The following is a 20,319-nucleotide window of genomic DNA, read 5'->3' as shown; positions in this document are numbered from 1 at the left end:
GCCTAAAATAATTATGGCTTCCTGAGATAGGCTTTTTTATACCCCAGTATTTTTTTTAAGCTACTCATGTTGAATCATACAAACACTTAAAGTGAATTCCAAGTGTTTGATTACTTTAATCAAGTAAATTATTGACAAAATTACTTACAATTTCCGTTGTAATTCGGTAATTTTTTACTCAATTTATCTGCATGAATAACTTATCTTTTCATTTTTGGTATATTAACAGCATTCAAAGGTGATAGTAATCATTTTTTAGCACTTCAGCTTATAATATAACTTCACCAAGATTATCTATAAATTCAAATAATTAACAAATACTAGAAGCTTTAAAATGTATTCCTATTGTAAATCTCTTGCTTTTACCCTTTTAGAACTCATTTTCACGATCGTCATTATTAGTATTCTTGTGATGTTAGCACTCCCTCATTATCATGAATTTCGTGAAAATCAAGAAAGGGCGCAAATTCTTAGCACGGTACGGCAGGCCATCAGCCAAGCTAAAGCCAATGCTGTAATTTACCGAAGCCCTGTGATGATCTGTGCTTCTCAAGAGTTAAAATCGTGTACGAACAGTCAATGGCATAAAGGGTTTATCATCTTTCTAGATCAGAATCACAATCAACAATTCGATCCTCACGAAAAGCTTATTCAAGCAACTTCGACAGATTACCAATATGGTGATTTCAGTTGGAAAGGTGGTGTTACCAGCAAGAATACGATCACCTTCCAACCAGACTCTGGTTTACCACGTGGATCAATGGGACATTTTAAATACTGTGCACATTCAAATAAATCAAATCTAATCGTTAGACTTTCAATGATGGGACAGACTCGTCTTGAAGAAACTAAGACATGTGAATGACAACTTATCAGTCACATTTTACACACTATAGCCAATATTAATTGGCCTGATATTACATATACTCAAGCTGTAAAACAAAGCTAAATAAACTGGAGAGAATAATGACTGATATCGTCATCCTTAATGGTGCACGTACAGCAATGGGCGGCTTTCAGGGAAGTTTATCAAGTGTGACTGCACCAGAACTGGGTGCAGTGACCATTAAAGAGGCTATCTCACGCTCGGGTTTGCAGCCAGCAGACATTGAAGAAGTCATTATGGGTTGCGTTTTGCCTGCAGGTTTAAAACAAGGCCCTGCTCGCCAAGCCATGCGCAAAGCTGGACTACCTGACTCGACAGGTGCAGTGACAATCAATAAATTATGTGGGTCAGGCATGAAAGCTGTGATGCAAGCAGCTGATATGATTAAAGCTGGTTCAGCAAATTTTGTGGTTGCAGGTGGTATGGAGTCTATGACCAACGCTCCTTACGTCTTACCTAAAGCACGTGGTGGTTACCGCATGGGTCATGGTGAAATCAAAGATCATATGTTCTTCGATGGTTTAGAAGATGCTGAAACTGGTCGTTTGATGGGCTCATTTGCTCAAGATATGGCCAACACTAAAGGCTATACCCGTGAGCAAATGGATGACTTTGCAATACGTTCATTAAGACGCGCTCAAACTGCGATTACTGAAGGTTACTTCAATGATGAAATCGTTCCTGTGACTGTTTCAACTCGTAAAGGAGATGTCATTGTAGATAAAGATGAGCAACCTTTTAACGCAAACATCGATAAAATCCCAACTCTACGTCCTGCTTTTGCTAAAGATGGTACGATCACTGCTGCCAATGCCAGCTCGATCTCTGATGGTGCTTCAGCCTTGGTTATCAGCTCATCTGAGCAAGCACATGCAAAGGGTTTAAATCCTTTAGCCAAAATTGTGGCATATGCTTCTAATTCACAACATCCGTCTGAATTTACGATTGCACCAGTCGGTGCAATCCAAAAGGTTCTCGATAAAACAGGTTGGAATGTCGCAGAAGTCGACCTTTGGGAAATCAACGAAGCTTTTGCAATGGTCACGATGTGTCCTATTGATGAGTTCAAACTCGACCCTGAAAAAGTAAATATCAACGGCGGAGCATGTGCTTTAGGACATCCAGTAGGATCTACAGGTTCACGGATTATTTTAACGTTAATCCATGCACTTAAACGCACAGGTGGTAAACGTGGTATTGCTGCGCTTTGTATCGGTGGTGGCGAAGCAACTGCAGTAGCGATTGAGTTAATCTAAATCTCCCCCCTAACCCCTCCTTGACTAAAGGAGGGGAAATCAAAAAGCCTCTACTTAGCTAGAGGCTTTTTTATAATCTCAATTCAAAGCATAACTTTGAATTATTAGACTTAAAGAATTTCTTTACGAAGTTGCTCTGGAGATTTCATTGACAATAAGCCTGGTGCAACGTCAAATGCAGTTTTCGCGCCATATTGACCCATTTGATTCATGCGGTAGCATGCACGTGCATAAGCCACAAGTACACTTGCAGTAAACTCAGGATTGCTATCTAATTTCAACGAAAACTCCATTACTTGAGTCTGCTCTGCACTACTATGACCACTGCGAATGACAAATCCGCCGTGGGGCATACGATTATGCTCGTTACGAAGCGTTTCTTCATCAATGAAGTTCACAGTCGTGTTGTAATCTGCAAAATAGTCTGGCATGGTCACAATCGCTTGCTTTACGGCTTCAGCGTCAGCACCATTTTCAAGCACAACATAACATTCACGAGTATGTTTTTCTTTAGTGGTTAATACAGGACGTGAACCACTACGAACTTTATCAATCGCATCTTGTGATGGAATAGTATATTGAACACCTGCTTTAACACCCGCCACACGGCGAATCGCATCTGAGTGACCTTGACTCAAACCCTTACCCCAGAAAGTATAGGTTTCACCATCTGGTAATAATGCCTCACCAAATAAACGATTAATTGAGAACATGCCTGGATCCCATCCAATCGAAATCATTGCCGTTTTTTTGTTAGCAAGTGCAGGCTCATTCACTGCTTCAAAAAACTCAGGAATACGTGCATGCGTATCAAAACTATCTACTGTGTTGAATTTACTTGCCAATTCTGGTGTTTGTTTTGGAAGATCATCTTTAGATCCACCACATAAGATCAACACATCAATTTTGTCTTGAAGGTCATTTAAGTCATCCATATGAAAAACTTTCGTGTCACTAAAGCAAGGAGACACTGATTCAGGTGCACGGCGTGTAAAAATTCCCACAAGCTCTAAATCTGGGTTCTTTTGAATTGACGTTTCAACGCCACGACCGAGGTTGCCATAACCGACAATACCAATACGAATCAAATTTTGCATAACAACTGCTTCACTATTTAAATGATGGCAAGATCACTAGACTGAGTACTAAACATATACCGCAAAACAGTCTGATTGAATGGAGAAAAACCCGCACCAAAAATGATCAAATGAATACTAACATACTACAATAAACTGCACTTTTTTGGAGCAAATTTATCATTTAAATCAGTGTTAATCGATCAATTGAATCATATAAAAAACCGCTGCACTAAAGGCTTTGTCGCTATATATTTCTGAATGAATTAAAAAATTCTGCTCTAAATAGACATATGATTAAACTTTGACCTTCTATGTGTCATTTTGAATAGCGCTTAGGCTGAACTATGAATACCTAAATCTTGTTTCCATTAAATAAAAAAAGCTGAACCTAAGTTCAGCTTTTTTATCACTTAATAAAATTAAGCACCCGTTTGATAATTTGGTTTTGGTACAGCAGTCGACGCTTGATAAGGTTGAGTAAAGTCGTTTAAACCTGCCGCTGCTTCTGCAATGTCTTTACCTTCTTTAATCACGAAAGTATCGAAACCAGCACGCTTCATGTAGTTCAACACGTCTTTGAATACATCACCTGTTGCACGAAGTTCGCCTTGGAAGCCTTGGCGACGTAACAATGCGGCAAATGAATACCCACGACCATCATTAAAACCTGCAAACTCAATAAAAATTGCATCAAGCTGATCAAGTGGGAATTCATTGTTTTCAGGTGAGGCATCTACGGTTAGGTAAAGTGCTTTTTTACCTGAAACATTGGCAAGCTGGTCTAACTGCTCCACCGTTAAAACCACATCACCTTGTGGCAATACGCCATCTTCACCAATCAGTTGATAAGTATTGTCTGCAATCGTGCCATCCTTAGAGAGCACTTGTAGTGCGGTATTAAGCATATGCACGCTCCTTAAATGGTTGAATTCCTACACGACGGTAAGTATCAATGAACTCTTCACCTTCTTGACGTAAATCAAGATAAGTGTTCAAAATTTCTTCCACCACATCTGGTACTTTTTCAGCAGCAAATGATGGTCCTAAGATGTCACCAATCGATGCATCATGGTCTGCATTACCACCCAATGTAATTTGGTAGAATTCTGCGCCTTTCTTATCGACACCTAAAATACCAATATTACCCACATGGTGATGACCACAGGCATTCATACAACCTGAAATGTTCAAGTCCAATTTACCTAAGTTGTAAATTGTATCTAGATCATCAAAACGGCGTGAAATCGCTTCAGAAATCGGAATGGATTTAGCATTTGCCAATGAACAGAAATCACCACCTGGACAGCAGATAATATCGGTTAAGAAACCAATGTGCGCGCGAGCCAAGTTATTCTTTTCAAGAATCGTCCAAAGCTCAAATAAATCTTTTTGCGGTACATCAACAAGGGCAATATTTTGCTCATGCGTGGTACGCAATTCACCAAAAGTGTACTTATCTGCAAGATCAGCAATCAAGTTCATTTCTTCAGTGGTCACGTCACCTGGTGCAACGCCTGCACGTTTCAATGAAATTGTTACGATGCGGTAACCTTTCACTTTGTGTGCATTGGTATTGATGTTAAACCACTGTTTGAATTTCGGATGTGCAGCAAACAGTTCTGAGAAATCTTCATCTGCATAATCTTGGTACGCAAATGGTGTAAAGTTCTGGTCCATTTTCGCCAGAGTATCTGCATCAACTTTTAAAGTTTTAATTGTATGTGCAAATTCAGCTTCAACTTTTTCAGCAAAAACTTCAGGTGTTAAAGCTTTTACCAAGATTTTGATACGAGCTTTATATTTGTTATCACGACGACCGTGTAAGTTATACACACGAAGTACTGCTTCTAAGTAAGCAATAAGGTCTTCACGTGGCAACCACTCTTTGATCACAGCACCAATGATCGGTGTACGACCTAAACCACCGCCAACCATGATTTTATAGCCCATTTCACCCGCCTCATTGCGAACGATATACACTCCGATATCATGAAATGCTGTTGCAGCGCGGTCGATTTCAGCAAGTGCAGAAACTGCGATCTTGAACTTACGTGGCAAGAATGCAAATTCTGGATGGAAAGTTGACCACTGACGAATCAATTCGCATGTCGGTCTTGGATCTTCAATTTCACCAGCAACGACACCTGCATATTGGTCTGTTGTTGTATTACGAATACAGTTACCAGATGTTTGAATCGCATGCATTTGAACTGATGCCAACTCTTGCAACATGTCTGGCACATTTTCTAATGCTGGCCAGTTAAATTGAAAATTTTGACGAGTAGAAACGTGTGCATAACCACGGTCATACGCTTTAGCGAGTTCAGCAATTTTACGAAGCTGTTTAGAGTTCATCAAACCATAAGGTACAGCGACGCGAAGCATCGGCGCATAACGCTGAACATATAATCCATTTTGTAAACGTAATGGACGATATTCATCTTCAGTAAGCTTTCCAGCTAAATAACGTTCCGTTTGATCACGGAATTGTGCAACACGTTCATTGATCAGTTGCTGATCGAAATCAGTATATAAATACATGGCGTACAGCTAGTAGTTTAATTTTAACGAAGCACAGCATAGCTTTTATTCATCTATCAATAAAATGCGTTTTTTACATATTTAATAGCGGTTTTATTGATATGTAATCACTCAAATCACTGATATATAGACAAACTCTGGATTCTAGCACTTATTCCACATAAAGATTTTATTTGGATTTTCTTAGCACATAAATTCATATAAATAGTAAATTTGTTCTTTATGAAAAATTATCCGATCGTGATGTATGTATTTTCCCAGTACCCTTCTTTAAATTGACCCTCAATCAATTGCACATAACGACCATGCACATGATCAATGGCAATACAATCATCAACGTCCAAAACCCGATCTGTATGCTGTTTTTGCCAATCTTTTCCAAAGAATGATTTTCCACGCTCTTTAGCCGATGCAGTATTTAAAGCTGGTACTAATACATAACGATGTAACTCTCCGAACTCATTAACGTGGTACCCACCTAAATTAATCAACCAGAGTTTCATTTCGTTTTCATTAGGAGCTGCATCTGTAAAATGGATTTGGAATTGCTGCTCATTATATTCCACTCCATTTACCTTCGCCCAAGCATCAATATGTAAGCCTTTCTGCTCACCAAACCAAGCATTTTTGAGTTGAGGATAGACTTCTTCTAGTGAATCCCCAACAGCCAAAACCACATCATGCACTTCAGTATTGGCACGTGCATGACGACCACCGAGCATTACAAGAAATAGGCTTGGCATGGTTGATTTCCTTTGGCTTTGACAAGACCATTAATCATACCTGAATTTGGATTTGCCACTACTGAAAAGAATGGATTGGCTGTGTTACTGATTTTTATACAGGGTTTAAAGATTAAGCTGACCAATTCAACGATATTGGATACGTGGTGGCGACATGGATGTCCCCGTTGAGCAGATATTACAAGAATGTAATATCTGCTCAACAGAAAGCCTTCGGTTACTTGGGCTTTTCCAAAGTAACGTAAAAGTAAGTCCATGAAATAGCTCTTCAAATCTGAATCTCAAATAGATTCACACTCCAAACTGCCTTACTTTTTTTCGGTAAAAGTAACAAAATCATTTTGTATTTCTGATGATACTTCCCTGTATCACAGAAATACAGACGACATCCATGTCACCGATCCAAAAATCAAATTTTAGGAAAATATTTTAGCTTTTCTAGAGCGCATAAAAAAATCGCATCCAATGGCTTAAATGCGATTTTCTAAATAGCACCTCTCCCCTTACGAAGCAGTGCTTCTCATTCCAAAGGGAGAGGCTTAAAGGGTGAATTACATTTCTACCATTTCCACGCCATCAATGCATGCAACTGTCATTAAGTCTTTATCACCACGACCTGAAACCGTCGCAATAATAATTTGATCTTTAGACATCGTTGGAGCCAACTTAGTCACATATGCCATCGCATGCGAACTTTCAAGTGCAGGAATAATACCTTCAATCTTAGTTAAGTCGCGGAAGCCTTGTAATGCTTCATTGTCATTAATTGGAACATACTCAACACGCTTCATATCTTTTAAGAAGCTATGCTCTGGGCCTACACCAGGATAATCCAAACCTGCTGAAATTGAGTGTGTTTCAATAATCTGACCTTGTGCATCCGACATAAGATAAGTGCGGTTACCATGCAGCACACCAACATGACCAGCATTTAATGGAGCAGAGTGTTTACCAGTTTCAATACCGTAACCAGCAGCTTCGACACCGTACATTTTCACCTCTTGATCATTCAGGAATGGATAGAACAAGCCCATCGCATTTGAACCACCGCCGACACAAGCAACCAGTGCATCTGGTAGACGACCTGCTTGCTCTTGAATTTGACGGCGAGCTTCACGACCAATGATCGATTGGAAATCACGTACCAATTGAGGATATGGATGTGGACCTGCAACTGTACCAATCACGTAATAAGTAGAATCGACATTTGTTACCCAATCACGCATGGCTTCGTTCATGGCATCTTTTAATGTTTTAGAACCACTTTCGACAGGAACAACAGTCGCGCCCAATAAACGCATACGATATACATTCATCGCTTGGCGTTTCACATCATCTGCACCCATGTATACAACACATTCAAGCCCTAAACGCGCTGCGATGGTCGCTGTTGCCACACCATGTTGACCTGCACCAGTCTCAGCAATAATACGTTTTTTGCCTGATAACTTTGCCAGCAAAGCCTGACCAATCGTGTTATTTACTTTATGGGAGCCAGTATGGTTCAAGTCTTCTCGTTTTAGATAGATTTGTGCACCACCCAACTCCTTTGACCATCGCTCAGCATAATAAAGCGGACTTGGACGACCTACATAAAAAGCGAGGTCACGGTCGAATTCTGCCAAAAACTGTTCGTCATTTTTCATTCGGAAATACAGTTGCTCTAGATCTTCTAGTGCAGCCATTAGAGTTTCTGACACAAAACGTCCGCCATGGATACCGAAATGCCCTTTTGCATCAGGGTATTGGGTATAGTCAATCACTTGATCTTGTTGATTAACGGTTTGCTGATCCACGATGGACTCCTTGCATAAAGCGTTCTACGAGTTGTTGGTCTTTTATACCTTTTGCGGACTCTACACCGCCGCTCACATCCACAGCATATGCTTGTGTTGTAAGAATTGCTTGCTCGATATTGTCAGGGTTTAGTCCTCCTGCCAAGATCAATGGAATATTTAATTTTGGAAATGTTGTCCAATCAAAGCTGTGGCCTGTTCCGCCCTTTAAATCTGGATGCCATGCATCCAACAACACAGCACTCGCACCAAACTTTTGATATTTATTGATTTCTTCAACGATATCTAGTTCTGGTTTTACTTGAATTGCTTTATACCAGCGGCGACCCACTGCTTGAGCAATTTGTTTGCACTGTTCTGGACTTTCATCGCCATGAAACTGCAAAATATCTAAAGGGACTTTTTTAAGTATGTTTTGGATCTCTTCGGCTGAACTATTAACAAATAATCCAACTGATTGCACATAAGCAGGAATCGCTTGAACCAACAGTGATGCTTGCTCAACATCTACGTGTCTTGGACTTGGTGGAAAAAACACAAATCCTATGGCATCCGCACCAGCTTGCACAACAGCTTGGACATCTTCTAATCGGGTAATTCCGCATATTTTTGCACGAGTTCGCATCTATTCTAGCTCTAATCCACCCTCATCATAGCCGATCTATCATTTTTGGGCGCTTCATTGTAAAGCAATTTTTTCATCTTGCGTAAAGTTCACTCAGAATATTCGGTGTGAAGATTGTTTAAATGAGAAGCGCTCTTTATACTGCGCTCAAATTGCAACAAGTCAAAGCAATCGCTTTAGGGAAGTTGGTGAAAATCCAACACTGCCCCCGCAACGGTAAAAAATGAAAAGCATTTCTCAATAGATTTCTGATTTTTAGAGATCTACACCACTGCATGTCATATGTGGGAAGGTGGAAATGTAAGTAATCCAGTTACTACATTTGAGTCCGGATACCTGCTTGTTGTGTTCTTCCACTCAATCATTCACGGGGAAGTGAATGTATGGAGCACGTTATGTCTATTCAATGTCAACCAACAGCTTTGGTTGGTGCAATCGCTATTGCGATGGGTTTTACTACATCAGTTTTTGCTCAAGAACAAACAACTTCTAATGCAACTTTAGAAACTATTGTAATCACAGCTACTCGCTCAGAAGAAAAGCTTGAAAACGTACCTGCACGTATTTCAATTATCCAGCCACAGATTCTCGAACAGTCACCAATTAAAGCTCTGCCAGACCTACTTAAAACAGATCCTAGCATTAACGTGGTTCAATCTGGCGGTTACGGTCAACAAACTTCAATTTTTTTACGAGGCACGAATTCAAATCAAACTCTAGTGCTACGTGACGGCGTCCGCTTAAATACAGCGACAACTGGTGCTGCCTCGATTCCATTTTTAGACACCACCGATCTTAAACAAATTGAAGTTCTAAAAGGTCCAGCATCTGTACTTTATGGAACTGATGCAATTGGAGGGGTGGTTCAATTTGTCACGCGCACACCAGAAAAAACTACAGCTTTTATTACAGGTGAAATTGGTGAAAATAACACCTATAAATCGATTGTTGGCGCAGATTTAGCTGAAAATGGCATCTATGCACAAGTTCGAGGTCAAATATTAGAAACTGACGGTACGCCAGTATTTAATATGAATGATAAACGTAACTATAGCTTTGATCAAAAAGGTTATAGTGCCAAGTTTGGTATAGATCAAAAACGTTATGCTGCATCTTTAGATTTCAGTCAGAACTCAGGAAATGGGGAATACAACAACTGGGGTACATTCTCAAGTCAAGATTTTGAAAATGAAATCATAAATGCAAAGGGACGCATTAACCCAACTGATCAGCTTGAAGTTCATGCACGTTTATCCCAATTTAAAGATGATTTGGAGCAAGTAACTTCTAATAGTTTTGTACACAGTACGACTCAAGAGGCTGAGCTTTATAGCAAATGGAATTTTGTACCAGCCCAAAATATTCTAGTTGGTGTGACCCAACGTAATACTGAAGCTAAAACCGATACATTAAACGAAGATATTAATTCAACAGGTTACTATATTCAGCATCAATATCAAGCCGATGGCTTGAGTACGCAAGCTGGCATCCGCTTAGAAGACAATGAAAAGTTTGGTTCACACACAGTCATGCAGGGTGCACTCAGATACCAATTGCTTCCTACAACAAGTATTTACACCAATATTGGCACTGCATTTAAAGCACCTACATTAAATGATCTATATGCCTATGGTGGTAATGAACAACTTAAGCCAGAAGAAAGCATTTCTTATGAAATTGGTATTGATCAAAAACTCCCACTTAATATTTCATTGGGTGCTTCTGCTTTCTATACCAAAGTTGATAATCTAATTAATTCAATCTGCGTCAGTACTTGTGATGGCGATTGGGTGAATACGTTCCCAACTTACCAAAACCAAAACGTTGATAAAGCACAAATGACAGGCGGTGAATTGACAGCACAGTGGACAAATGATCAGTACTTTATCAATGCAGGCTATACATATATCAAAACTGAAGATACTGAAAAAAATACTGAGTTATTACGTCGTCCTCGTCAATCAGTTACTGTTTCAGCAGGTTTACAAAATGCAAATTATGGTTTAAGTGCTTCGCTCGTTGCCAAATCAAAAGCAAAGGATTTTAGCCAAGATATTCCAGGATATGCTCGAGTAGACTTAAATGCATTCTGGAACCTTAACCCGCATGTAAAACTGTTTACCAATATTGAAAACGTTGGTGATGTGAACTATAAAACTGTTCACAGTGCTGGTGAGCAATATTATGTCAATGGTGGACGTTTAGCTTCTGCTGGTGTGACATTCAGATACTAAGCATTCTTTGACTCATAAATACTTTTGAGAATCATGTCATGCCTATGGCATGATTCTTTTCATATCTAGCACTTAAAAAAATTTAAAGGAAACCTCATGGGTCACCGTTTAAGTAAAATTTATACCCGCACGGGAGATACGGGCACTACCGGACTAGGCGATGGTTCACGTGTACCTAAAGATGATTTACGTATCGATGCGTTAGGTGATGTCGATGAACTCAATGCGACCATTGGTGTATTACGTTCGTACATTGCTTTAAGTAGCATTGAAGACAAAGCTCAATGGGATAAATCACTCAGTCTGATTCAACATTGGTTATTTGATTTAGGCGGCGAAGTCTGCATTCCTGGATTTAACTTGGTTCAACCAGTATGTATTGAATTTTTAGAAAATGATATTGATCGTATGAACGAAGCATTACCCATGCTAAAAGACTTTATTTTGCCAGCTGGTACATTAGTCTGCAGTTTTGCTCATCAAGCACGTGCTGTCTGCCGTAGAGCTGAACGTAGCGTGATGTCTGTTCATCAACGTGATCAAAATATCCAAGCCACATCATTACAACTTTTGAACCGCTTATCTGATTGGTTATTCGTCGCATCTCGTACCTTACAACGTGCTGAAGGTGGCTCAGAAGTGCTTTGGCAAAAGAATATCAATGAGACAATTGAGCCCTGACCTTAAAAGTGTAAAAAAGGTCTTCATGTTGATTGCCCCATCCACTTAAAATGCTTTTTTGATCAAAATTTTGATTTAAAATCGTCATATTTCATTCATGATTTAGCACTAAAATCACCCTGAAATTTCAGGGTGTTTTATGAAAATAATTGGTCATCGTGGTGCGCGTGGGGAAGCACCTGAAAACACCCTCGGTGGATTTCAATATATTCAAGATATTGGTATCCGCGCTGTAGAATTTGACGTTCGTCAACTCAAAGATAATGCGCTGATCGTGATGCATGATGATGACTTTATTCGTACTACAGGCCAAGCTAAACATTTATACGAATGTGATGAGCAAGATTTAGCGCAGTATAATCATGCCGTAACGTGGTCTGAATGGAATAAAGTCGAAGCTACACCGCTACTCGACCAAACCCTCAAAATTATTCATAATTTTAATCATATTGAAGTTGAGGTCAAAGCTGTTGAATCGATGAAGGCCGCAGAAAAGATTGTCGAAGCCTTAGATCAACAATTAATAGGCTTTGAAGATTCCGCCATTATCACCAGTTTCGATCCTAAAATTCATCAAGCCCTTCAACAGCAAAAATCAAGGTTTAAGCGTGGATTACTGGTTGAAACCGATATAAAGCATGCAGCCATTGATCAAGCTTTGAAATTTGAATGTTGTCAAATTGGTTGGATGAACGAACTTGCTACAAATGAGATCATTGCCTCCACACTTTCCGCAAATTTAAATATTAGTATTTGGACAGTCAATCATATAGATCGTGCTAAACAGCTTAAGGATTTAGGAGTTCAAGGCTTAATTACTGATTATCCCAAGTTAATGATGTCTCACCTATAATACTTTCAAATTCAAAAACTTATTTGATTATTTTTTCTAATTTATTTTTTGGAATTCGTCCAAAGTCGAATTTATACAATGATGTATTCTGTTACGGTTTAAACAATACAACTGTACAATAATGCTAGTGAACACATGTTCGCCCATGTTAGTATTAACGAGTCTAACCTCACAAATTTGTGAGTGGATTTAGTTTTAACCTATTAAAGGTTCTAGGAGTGCTGTTGGAGATGAATGCTCCCCTACCCAAAGCCCCAATCAACTGGATTGCAGTATTTGCATTGGTGTTTTTACCTATTGTCGCCGTTATTGCGATTCCACTTTATGCTTATCATCATGATTTCTCGCTTGCTGCGTGGATCAGTATGTTTGCGCTGTTGGGTCTGAGCAGTCTTGGCATTACCGCAGGTTATCACCGCTTATGGGCACATCGTGCTTATGAAGCGACTGTACCACTCAAAATCATTTTAATGATTATGGGAACCTTTGCTGTACAAAACAGCATTTTGTATTGGGCCTCAGGTCACCGTACCCATCATCGTCATGTTGATGATGTAGAAAAAGATCCCTACTCAATTAACAATGGCTTCTGGTACGCGCACATCGGTTGGATGCTACGCAACTATCCAGCAGCTGAAGCAAATTACAAAAACGCCCCTGATTTATTGGCTGACAAAATTGTCATGTTCCAAGATAAATATTACATCCCTCTCGTGATTGTCGTTCATGCCGCTATTCTTCTTCCTATTGGATGGGCAGTTGGTGATGTCTGGGGAGTATTATTGTTGGGTGGTTTAATGCGCTTAATTTTAAGCCATCATGTGACTTTCTTTATCAACTCGCTATGCCATATGTGGGGCAAACGTCCGTACACAGATGAAAATACTGCACGTGACAACTTTGTTCTTGCTATTGCGACTTGGGGTGAGGGTTATCATAACTACCATCATATCTTCCAATACGACTATCGCAATGGCGTAAAATGGTGGCAGTACGACCCAACTAAATGGTTGATCTGGACGTGTTCAAAACTAGGGCTCGCAAAAAACTTACGACGTATTCCAAGTTTTAATATTAAAAAAGCTGAGCTTGCAATGAAGTTTAAATATGCCCAACAAGATCTCGCTGTTTACGGCCATAACGTGAATGATGATATCGTGACAGTTAAAACAAAAATTGCTCAAGAATATGAAGCATTTACGCAAACTTTAAATGATTGGGCGAAGCTTAAAGAGCAAGAAATTAATGCCAAAAAAGCAGCTGTTGCTGAAAAAATTCACCTAATGGATAGTAAACTGAAAGTTGAATTCCAATTGGTTGAACAACGTTTATCTCATCATAGAGAGACATTGAACTTATTGGTTCGTAATTTAAAGAAATCACCAGTATCTGAATAACTCATTCAAGAGACTCTTCAGTTACTCCAAAGCTCCGTTGATCGGGGCTTTTTTTATTTTTTCGATACCATTTCCAATGTAGCAGTCACAGTTTTATGTATCGAATTTTGCTATAGTCAAAGTTGTTCATCACATTTTGAAAAATTATATGCAGTTCAATTCTCGCTATAACACACTACCCGCTCGACTGTATCATCATCAACAACCTCTTCCGCTAAAAGGGGCTAAACCTGGTCATTTTAATGAAGCACTTGCAGATGAGTTACTGTGGACTCAAGAAGATAAGATGAACTGGGTAGAAATCTGTAGCGGGCAAAAAACTTTTGCTGAGTTTGAACCTTTGGCGATGGTATACGCGGGTCACCAATTTGGACAATGGGCTGGACAGCTTGGTGACGGTCGCGGTTTACTCATTGCTCAAATCCTGGATCAAAATAACAACACGGTCGATTTACATCTTAAAGGTGCTGGCTCTACCCCCTATTCTCGGAGAGGCGATGGTCGTGCAGTGTTACGTTCCGTTATTCGTGAATATTTGGCTGGACACGCCCTCAATGCCCTAGGTGTTCAATCCAGTAATGCGATTGGTTTTGTATCATCAGATCAAGGTGTACAACGAGAAAAACTTGAACGTGGCGCGATGATGTTGCGTACGTGTGATACACATATTCGCTTAGGTCACTTTGAGTGGATTAATCAATTTCAGCCAGATCTACTGCAAGAATTTACACAAAAGTGCATTGAATGGCACTACCCTGAATGTTTGGAGACAGAACAACCTGTTCTTTCTTTTGCAACTCAAGTCATTCAACGTACTGCGATCATGATCGCCAAGTGGCAACTGATTGGTTTTGCGCACGGGGTCATGAATACTGACAACCTGAATATTACCGGCTCAACTTTAGATTTCGGACCTTATGGTTTTATGGAGAGTTTCCGTCCTAATTGGATCAACAATCATTCTGATTACCAAGGACGCTATACGTATCAGAACCAACCGAGTATCGGGCACTGGAATTTATGGACTTGGTTAAATAGTCTCATTCATCTTTGTCCAGAAAATTATGATCGAGAGCAATGGAAACAAGACTTGTCTTACTGTTTAGAGCACTATGAACCAACGTTCCTGGAACACTATAAACTTGGTTTAAGTCAAAAAATGGGATTACCAAGTTTTCATAAAGATAGCTTTGATTGTGGTATGGCTTTTCTACATATTTTACAAACAGAACAACTTGATTACACCCAAAGTTTTATTCGTTTACAGAATAAAGCGTATGAACAAATCAAAGATGATTGCCTTGATCGTATCGCATTTGAGCGGTTTCTTCACCAATATCTCTCAATACGGGAAAATCAAGACACTGACGATCTCGATCAAGCGATGTTAACAGCCAATCCACACTACGTTCTACGAAACCATATGGCACAGAAAGCAATTGAACTTGCTGAACGTGATGATTTCTCTGAAGTTGATCGCTTGTTCAAACTTCTTCAAACACCATACACCAAACAAGAACATCTTGAACAACCAGAAGACTTAGGCCCTTTAGCTAGCGACGTCCCTGAAATTCAAGTCAGTTGTTCATCATAAGTTATTCACAAACCTCTCTCATTCTGTGGATAATTTAATCATTATCCACAATACCCATTCGTTTTTACTATGCATTTACATCAATTGGCAGCATCACAAGCTTTAAAACTTCCTGAAGTCACTGTCAGTCAACCGTTTGGTGAGGGATGTGATGTTTATAAAATTATGGATAAAGTCTTTTTGCTCGCATTTCATTTACAAGGCAAAGCTGCGATTAATTTAAAAGTCGAACCAGATCGTGGACATATGTTAAAAGATATTTATCCTTATATTCGATCTGGATGGCACATGAATAAACGACACTGGGTTTCAATCTATGATGAATCTGAATTGGATGAAGAGCTTATCAAAGATTTGATCTCCAACTCCTATAATCTTGTGGTATCGAACCTTAAAAAAGCCGAACAAAAGCATATCGCTTTACTCAGAGTCATTTGAATAAAGTTAAAAATTGCTTTTCTATAACAATAATTACGCTAAATTAATAAATAGTAGTAATACGAAAAACTTATTCTATATCTGGGTTATATCATTACAACTCTATGAGTACGATATTCATTATGGATATAGAACAACTTTTTGGATTATCAACTCAGATGATCTTAGAGCTAAAACAAGAAATTATTAATAGTGACATTATCGATTGTGGGCCGCGTTTGGACTTAGTTAAACAATGTATTTACATCTCATTTGAGCATGGGCTTGGAGTAAGTGGTTTATTATCTTCAAATCTACCAACACAAGCTATGATTCTACTTAGATCACAATTTGAAGCTGTAGTCAGAGCATATTGGTTATTATTTCTTGCAAGTAATCATCAAATATCAAAATTGCAATTTAGTTACACATTTGAAGAGCAATTTGAATTCGACACATGTCCAATGATTTCTGAAATGCTTGATAAGCTTGGTGCTGCAAACTTACCTGCTCAGCCAATAATTCAGACCCTTTGTGATTTCAAAAAATATCATTTGAAGCAACTTAACTCCATAGTACATACTGGAAAACAGTCATTTACTAGAGATGTTATGGGATATGAAGATGAGATGCTGATCACCTTGATGCGCCAATCAAATAACTTAATAACCGTAGCTGCACAGATAATGTTAAAGCACACAGTTCCTGATAAACAAAAATATATTAGTGTTTTGATCGAAAAATATAGATATTGCTTTTATATGGTTGATGATGTTGATCCTATAGTAAAAGCTAGAGTCGAAGCTTACTTTAAATAAAAATACGATAGCCACCTCTAATAAGCTCATATCCTAACAAAGTTACATGAAAGTTGCATATGAAATGGCCAATTGTAGAGACCCTAACCAAAACCAACGCACCAAAAAAAAGCGAACTTCTAGATTCGCTTTTTTTATCACAAAGAATCAATCTTCAGGATATTCGAAACGATATCCCACCCCATAAACAGCTTGAACCCATTCATGGCGATTACCTGTTTCCGCGGCATCCGAGATTTTACGGCGCAAGTTTTTGATATGGCTATCAATCACACGATCTGCCACTTCAAAACTGTCTGGGTTGATATGATCCAATAATTGCGCACGAGAGTACACCTGACCTACGTGTTCTAAAAATAATTCAAGAAGTCGAAATTCTGTAGGTGTCAAATTTAAAGATTTGTTTTGATACCAAATTCGTTGTTGACCTTTGTCCATACGGAATAAATTATTTTCTTCAGGTTCTGCTTTACGATCTAAACGTCGCAACACTGCTTGAACACGAGCAACTAACTCTTTAGGGCTAAATGGTTTACAAACATAATCATCCGCCCCCATATTCAAACCAAGTACACGATCAATCTCTTCCGTTCGTGCTGTCACCATGATAATAGGCAAATCAGACTGCTCACGGACTTTACGGGTGATCGTGAGACCATCCATACGAGGTACCATCAAATCTAAAACCATTAGACTTGGTTTACGTTGTAAAAAGCTATCATAAGCCTCTTGACCATCGTGAAACATACTGACTTCAAAGCCAGCTGCTTCAAGATAATCTCGCACCAATTGAGCAAGTTCTACTTCATCTTCAACCAGCATCACATGTTTCATATGTCACCCTTCTTCAATTTAAAACGATTTCTTTGGAAATGTGAGGATGCAGCGCAATCCACCCAATGGTGAGTGGTCAAACTTCAAGGAGCCCTTCATGCCTTGTGCAATTTTGCACGATAATGCTAGACCTAATCCAGTTCCGCCAGTACTACGTGTTCTAGAATCATCCGCTCGATAGAAACGCTCACCTAAATGAGCCAATTGCTCATCAGTAAGACCTAATGGGCTATCGTCAACAATCACCGACCAAGTCTTATCGTTTTCGATCGTATGCACATGAATTCTTCCACCGGCTTCCGTATAGCGAATAGTATTACCGAGTAAGTTGACCATAATTTGTTTAAAACGATCTACATCTAATTGTAATTTCGTTCCATGCCCCTCTGCGCTAATCGTGAGATCGGCTTGTTCAAATTTAGGTTTGAAATTTTCAATCTCATTTAACACGACACTCCAAGGGTCAATTTCATTGAAATCAAAATTGAGTTGTTGTGCTTCAGCTTGTGCTAACGCAGCCAAATCTTGTGTTAATTTTTTCAGACTCGAAACTTGTGCCAACATTGAAGCAAAATGTTCAGGCGTTGGTTTACGTATTCCATCTTGCATTGCTTCAATTTGTGCTTGCAAAACAGCCAGCGGCGTTTTTAACTCATGCGAAGTGTCTGCAACCCACTGCTTTCTAGAGTTTTCATGCTGATCTAGAATCACAGCTAACTGATTAATTTCAGTCGAAAGATCGCCAAGCTCATCGTTACGATTTACTTTCACCTGATGCTGAAAATTTCCTTTGGTTAATTCTCGTGTTGCATTTAATAAGCGTTGAATTGGCTTTCTAAAATAAGTTGCTAATAATAAGGCAGCAACCAAACTCGAAATAAATGTCAGAATATATATTAAAAATAAATAACGCTTTTGATTGCTAAAGAAATTAATACTTAAAGCATCATCTTGATCTAAAACAGGTCTTAGCCCGAGATACCCCACAATATTGCCATCAACTGTGATCGGTCGATACGACACCATATTCTCTGATGGTTCCCCCAAGATAAACTGTTGTTTTGCATCATATAAGGAAAGTCTAGAACTTAAACCCAAGTGATCAGACATAGATATAAATAGTTTCTTGCCCTGCTGGTATTCAGAAGTTCTCAAACTAGAAAGCTTATTTTCATGTGATTTATCAGAACTGTTCGTCGTTCTTGTCTGATTCTGATTTGAACTTAATGGGAAACGCAATCCTTCAAATGGCTGAAATGCAGAAGGTAAATTTTCTTCTAAGACTTTCAGCTCTTCAGGGCTAATAGTTTGCGTTCTTTGTGACTCAATTTCGCTAATTAATGTATGCTCTTTGAAATAACGCTGTTGCAATGCAATATCATATTGGCGACGTAACCACCAACGTGATAGTCGATCATAATCATCGGGTGCAGCTTCACCTTCAATTTGTAAAATCTGAGCTTGAACGGCATTTCCCCAATCCTGATAAACAGAGAATACGCCCGCTAAATTATCGATCAGATGATCAAGCTTTTGCATTTCTACATCAGCTACATATTTGGTGAAGTTTTTTTGCATCGTCCAATGCAGCACACTTAAGCTAACCGTCGTAATGAGCAATGTCGTTAACAGTACTGTAAAAAATAAGCGTAGTGCGATTGGTACGCGACGTATATTCAAATTGAACTCACATTATTTCTTCGTTTTTCAGTATTGTATCTAACACTGATTCAAAAAACTCTCCATTGTTTCTTCATCTTTATTATTTAATCTTTACCTATACCGAATCCAAACAACTTTGGGGATAAACATAATGAAAGCGATGAACAAAATTGTATTGGTGACCACTGGTTTAATCAGTATGGGCGCACTTACTGCATGTCAAACAACAACTCAAGCACCTCAAGAAGTTAAAAAGGGTCACTTTGATAAAAAACATCATCATAAAGAACGTTTAACACCTGAACAACGCGAGCAATTCAAACAAGCGCGTGCTGACCGTAAAGCGATGATGCAGCAAATTCGTCAAGCATGCGACGGCAAAGTTGTAGGTCAAACTGTTCAAATCAAAACTGATAAACAAAATATTGATGGTACTTGTCATATCCGTTTCATAGCGGATCGTGCTGATATGAAAAAAATGCATGAGCAAGCACGTGCCCAATTTAAAGCTGAAAAGCCAACTTCGGCCCAAGCTAACCGTTCACAAAAAGGTGAACCGCTCACAGATGCCAAACGTGCTGAGCTTGTTCAAAAATTTGATCAACGTTTGATGCAACAGCAAGTTAGTCAAAATGCAAAACTTCAAGCATGCAATGGACAAACTGACGGTAAAAAAGTTCAAATCAAAGTGGGTGAACAGACTATCAACGGTGTATGTAAAGTTTATTTCAAACCAAATCAACCACTCGTTAAACCAGACTTAAAAAAATCCGCATAATTCAATTCAACTCACTACTAAGTGATTGAATATTAAGGTGAACCGCTCACAGATGCCAAACGTGCTGAGCTTGTTCAAAAATTTGATCAACGTTTGATGCAACAGCAAGTTAGTCAAAATGCAAA

At 39.0% G+C, this 20,319-nt stretch carries 19 protein-coding genes and 1 riboswitch; of the genes, 10 read left to right on the top strand and 9 right to left on the bottom strand.

Going from position 1 to position 20,319, the window contains the following annotated elements; translation table 11 throughout:
• Positions 1–334 precede the first annotated feature (334 nt).
• On the top strand, positions 335–865 hold the full coding sequence (locus AC1M9F_RS12110; RefSeq protein WP_481597882.1) for a GspH/FimT family pseudopilin: 531 nt from the start codon (positions 335–337) through the stop codon (positions 863–865).
• A gap of 101 nt (positions 866–966) precedes the next feature.
• A complete protein-coding gene (locus AC1M9F_RS12105) occupies positions 967–2,142 on the top strand; it encodes a thiolase family protein (protein ID WP_481597881.1) in 1,176 nt (391 codons plus the stop codon).
• Between the two features lie 110 nt (positions 2,143–2,252).
• On the opposite strand, the gene AC1M9F_RS12100 is transcribed toward AC1M9F_RS12105, so the two are convergent.
• From AC1M9F_RS12100 to AC1M9F_RS12070, 7 genes are all read right to left on the bottom strand, one after another.
• The gene (locus AC1M9F_RS12100; RefSeq protein ID WP_481597880.1) at positions 2,253–3,239 is read right to left on the bottom strand and encodes a diaminopimelate dehydrogenase; all 987 of its coding nucleotides are present in this window, start codon (positions 3,237–3,239) and stop codon (positions 2,253–2,255) included.
• A 401-nt stretch (positions 3,240–3,640) separates the two neighbouring features.
• The gene (locus tag AC1M9F_RS12095) at positions 3,641–4,126 is read right to left on the bottom strand and encodes a DUF934 domain-containing protein (protein WP_481587188.1); all 486 of its coding nucleotides are present in this window, start codon (positions 4,124–4,126) and stop codon (positions 3,641–3,643) included.
• Positions 4,119–5,762, bottom strand: a complete 1,644-nt coding sequence (locus AC1M9F_RS12090) for a nitrite/sulfite reductase (protein ID WP_179998965.1) — start codon at positions 5,760–5,762, stop codon at positions 4,119–4,121. The genes AC1M9F_RS12095 and AC1M9F_RS12090 overlap by 8 nt, the downstream gene beginning before the upstream one ends.
• Before the next feature lie 230 nt (positions 5,763–5,992).
• The gene (locus AC1M9F_RS12085) at positions 5,993–6,505 is read right to left on the bottom strand and encodes a DUF1543 domain-containing protein (protein ID WP_481591713.1); all 513 of its coding nucleotides are present in this window, start codon (positions 6,503–6,505) and stop codon (positions 5,993–5,995) included.
• Positions 6,484–6,762 (bottom strand): hypothetical protein, encoded by a 279-nt coding sequence (locus AC1M9F_RS12080; RefSeq protein ID WP_481597879.1) that lies wholly within the window; start codon positions 6,760–6,762, stop codon positions 6,484–6,486. Before AC1M9F_RS12080 ends, AC1M9F_RS12085 begins: the two co-directional genes overlap by 22 nt.
• Before the next feature lie 294 nt (positions 6,763–7,056).
• On the bottom strand, positions 7,057–8,301 hold the full coding sequence (gene trpB / locus AC1M9F_RS12075; protein WP_481597878.1) for a tryptophan synthase subunit beta: 1,245 nt from the start codon (positions 8,299–8,301) through the stop codon (positions 7,057–7,059).
• Positions 8,282–8,926 carry a phosphoribosylanthranilate isomerase gene (locus AC1M9F_RS12070; protein WP_035265546.1) on the bottom strand — a complete coding sequence of 215 codons (645 nt, stop codon included), beginning with the start codon at positions 8,924–8,926 and terminating at the stop codon, positions 8,282–8,284. Before AC1M9F_RS12070 ends, trpB begins: the two co-directional genes overlap by 20 nt.
• 142 nt (positions 8,927–9,068) lie before the next feature.
• A riboswitch (cobalamin riboswitch) is annotated at positions 9,069–9,284 on the top strand.
• Between the two features lie 37 nt (positions 9,285–9,321).
• Between AC1M9F_RS12070 and AC1M9F_RS12065 the strand changes: the two genes are divergently transcribed.
• The 7 genes from AC1M9F_RS12065 (at position 9,322) to AC1M9F_RS12035 (ending at position 16,920) form a co-directional block, all read left to right on the top strand.
• Positions 9,322–11,160, top strand: coding sequence for a TonB-dependent receptor plug domain-containing protein (locus AC1M9F_RS12065; protein ID WP_481597877.1), 1,839 nt, complete (start codon positions 9,322–9,324; stop codon positions 11,158–11,160).
• A gap of 96 nt (positions 11,161–11,256) precedes the next feature.
• The gene (locus tag AC1M9F_RS12060) at positions 11,257–11,841 is read left to right on the top strand and encodes a cob(I)yrinic acid a,c-diamide adenosyltransferase (protein WP_481591709.1); all 585 of its coding nucleotides are present in this window, start codon (positions 11,257–11,259) and stop codon (positions 11,839–11,841) included.
• A gap of 139 nt (positions 11,842–11,980) precedes the next feature.
• The gene (locus AC1M9F_RS12055; RefSeq protein ID WP_180028285.1) at positions 11,981–12,694 is read left to right on the top strand and encodes a glycerophosphodiester phosphodiesterase; all 714 of its coding nucleotides are present in this window, start codon (positions 11,981–11,983) and stop codon (positions 12,692–12,694) included.
• A gap of 230 nt (positions 12,695–12,924) precedes the next feature.
• Entirely contained in the window at positions 12,925–14,091 is a 1,167-nt protein-coding gene (locus AC1M9F_RS12050) for an acyl-CoA desaturase (RefSeq protein WP_035265557.1), read from the top strand.
• A gap of 148 nt (positions 14,092–14,239) precedes the next feature.
• A complete protein-coding gene (locus AC1M9F_RS12045) occupies positions 14,240–15,685 on the top strand; it encodes a protein adenylyltransferase SelO (protein WP_481597876.1) in 1,446 nt (481 codons plus the stop codon).
• Between the two features lie 69 nt (positions 15,686–15,754).
• Positions 15,755–16,123: an MmcQ/YjbR family DNA-binding protein gene (locus AC1M9F_RS12040; protein ID WP_481591707.1), complete on the top strand. Its 369-nt coding sequence runs from the start codon at positions 15,755–15,757 to the stop codon at positions 16,121–16,123.
• A gap of 122 nt (positions 16,124–16,245) precedes the next feature.
• Positions 16,246–16,920 (top strand): DUF6988 family protein, encoded by a 675-nt coding sequence (locus AC1M9F_RS12035; protein ID WP_481597875.1) that lies wholly within the window; start codon positions 16,246–16,248, stop codon positions 16,918–16,920.
• Between the two features lie 147 nt (positions 16,921–17,067).
• Here AC1M9F_RS12035 and AC1M9F_RS12030 read toward each other — a convergent pair whose 3' ends face one another.
• Entirely contained in the window at positions 17,068–17,754 is a 687-nt protein-coding gene (locus AC1M9F_RS12030) for a response regulator (protein WP_092767563.1), read from the bottom strand.
• Between the two features lie 18 nt (positions 17,755–17,772).
• Positions 17,773–19,434, bottom strand: a complete 1,662-nt coding sequence (baeS, locus tag AC1M9F_RS12025) for a sensor histidine kinase efflux regulator BaeS (RefSeq protein WP_035265564.1) — start codon at positions 19,432–19,434, stop codon at positions 17,773–17,775.
• 133 nt (positions 19,435–19,567) lie between these two features.
• Between baeS and AC1M9F_RS12020 the strand changes: the two genes are divergently transcribed.
• Positions 19,568–20,194, top strand: a complete 627-nt coding sequence (locus AC1M9F_RS12020) for a hypothetical protein (RefSeq protein WP_481597874.1) — start codon at positions 19,568–19,570, stop codon at positions 20,192–20,194.
• Positions 20,195–20,319 lie beyond the last annotated feature (125 nt).

Source organism: Acinetobacter sp. ANC_7504, from assembly GCF_056779995.1.
This window is presented reverse-complemented; position numbering and strand designations above follow the sequence as displayed.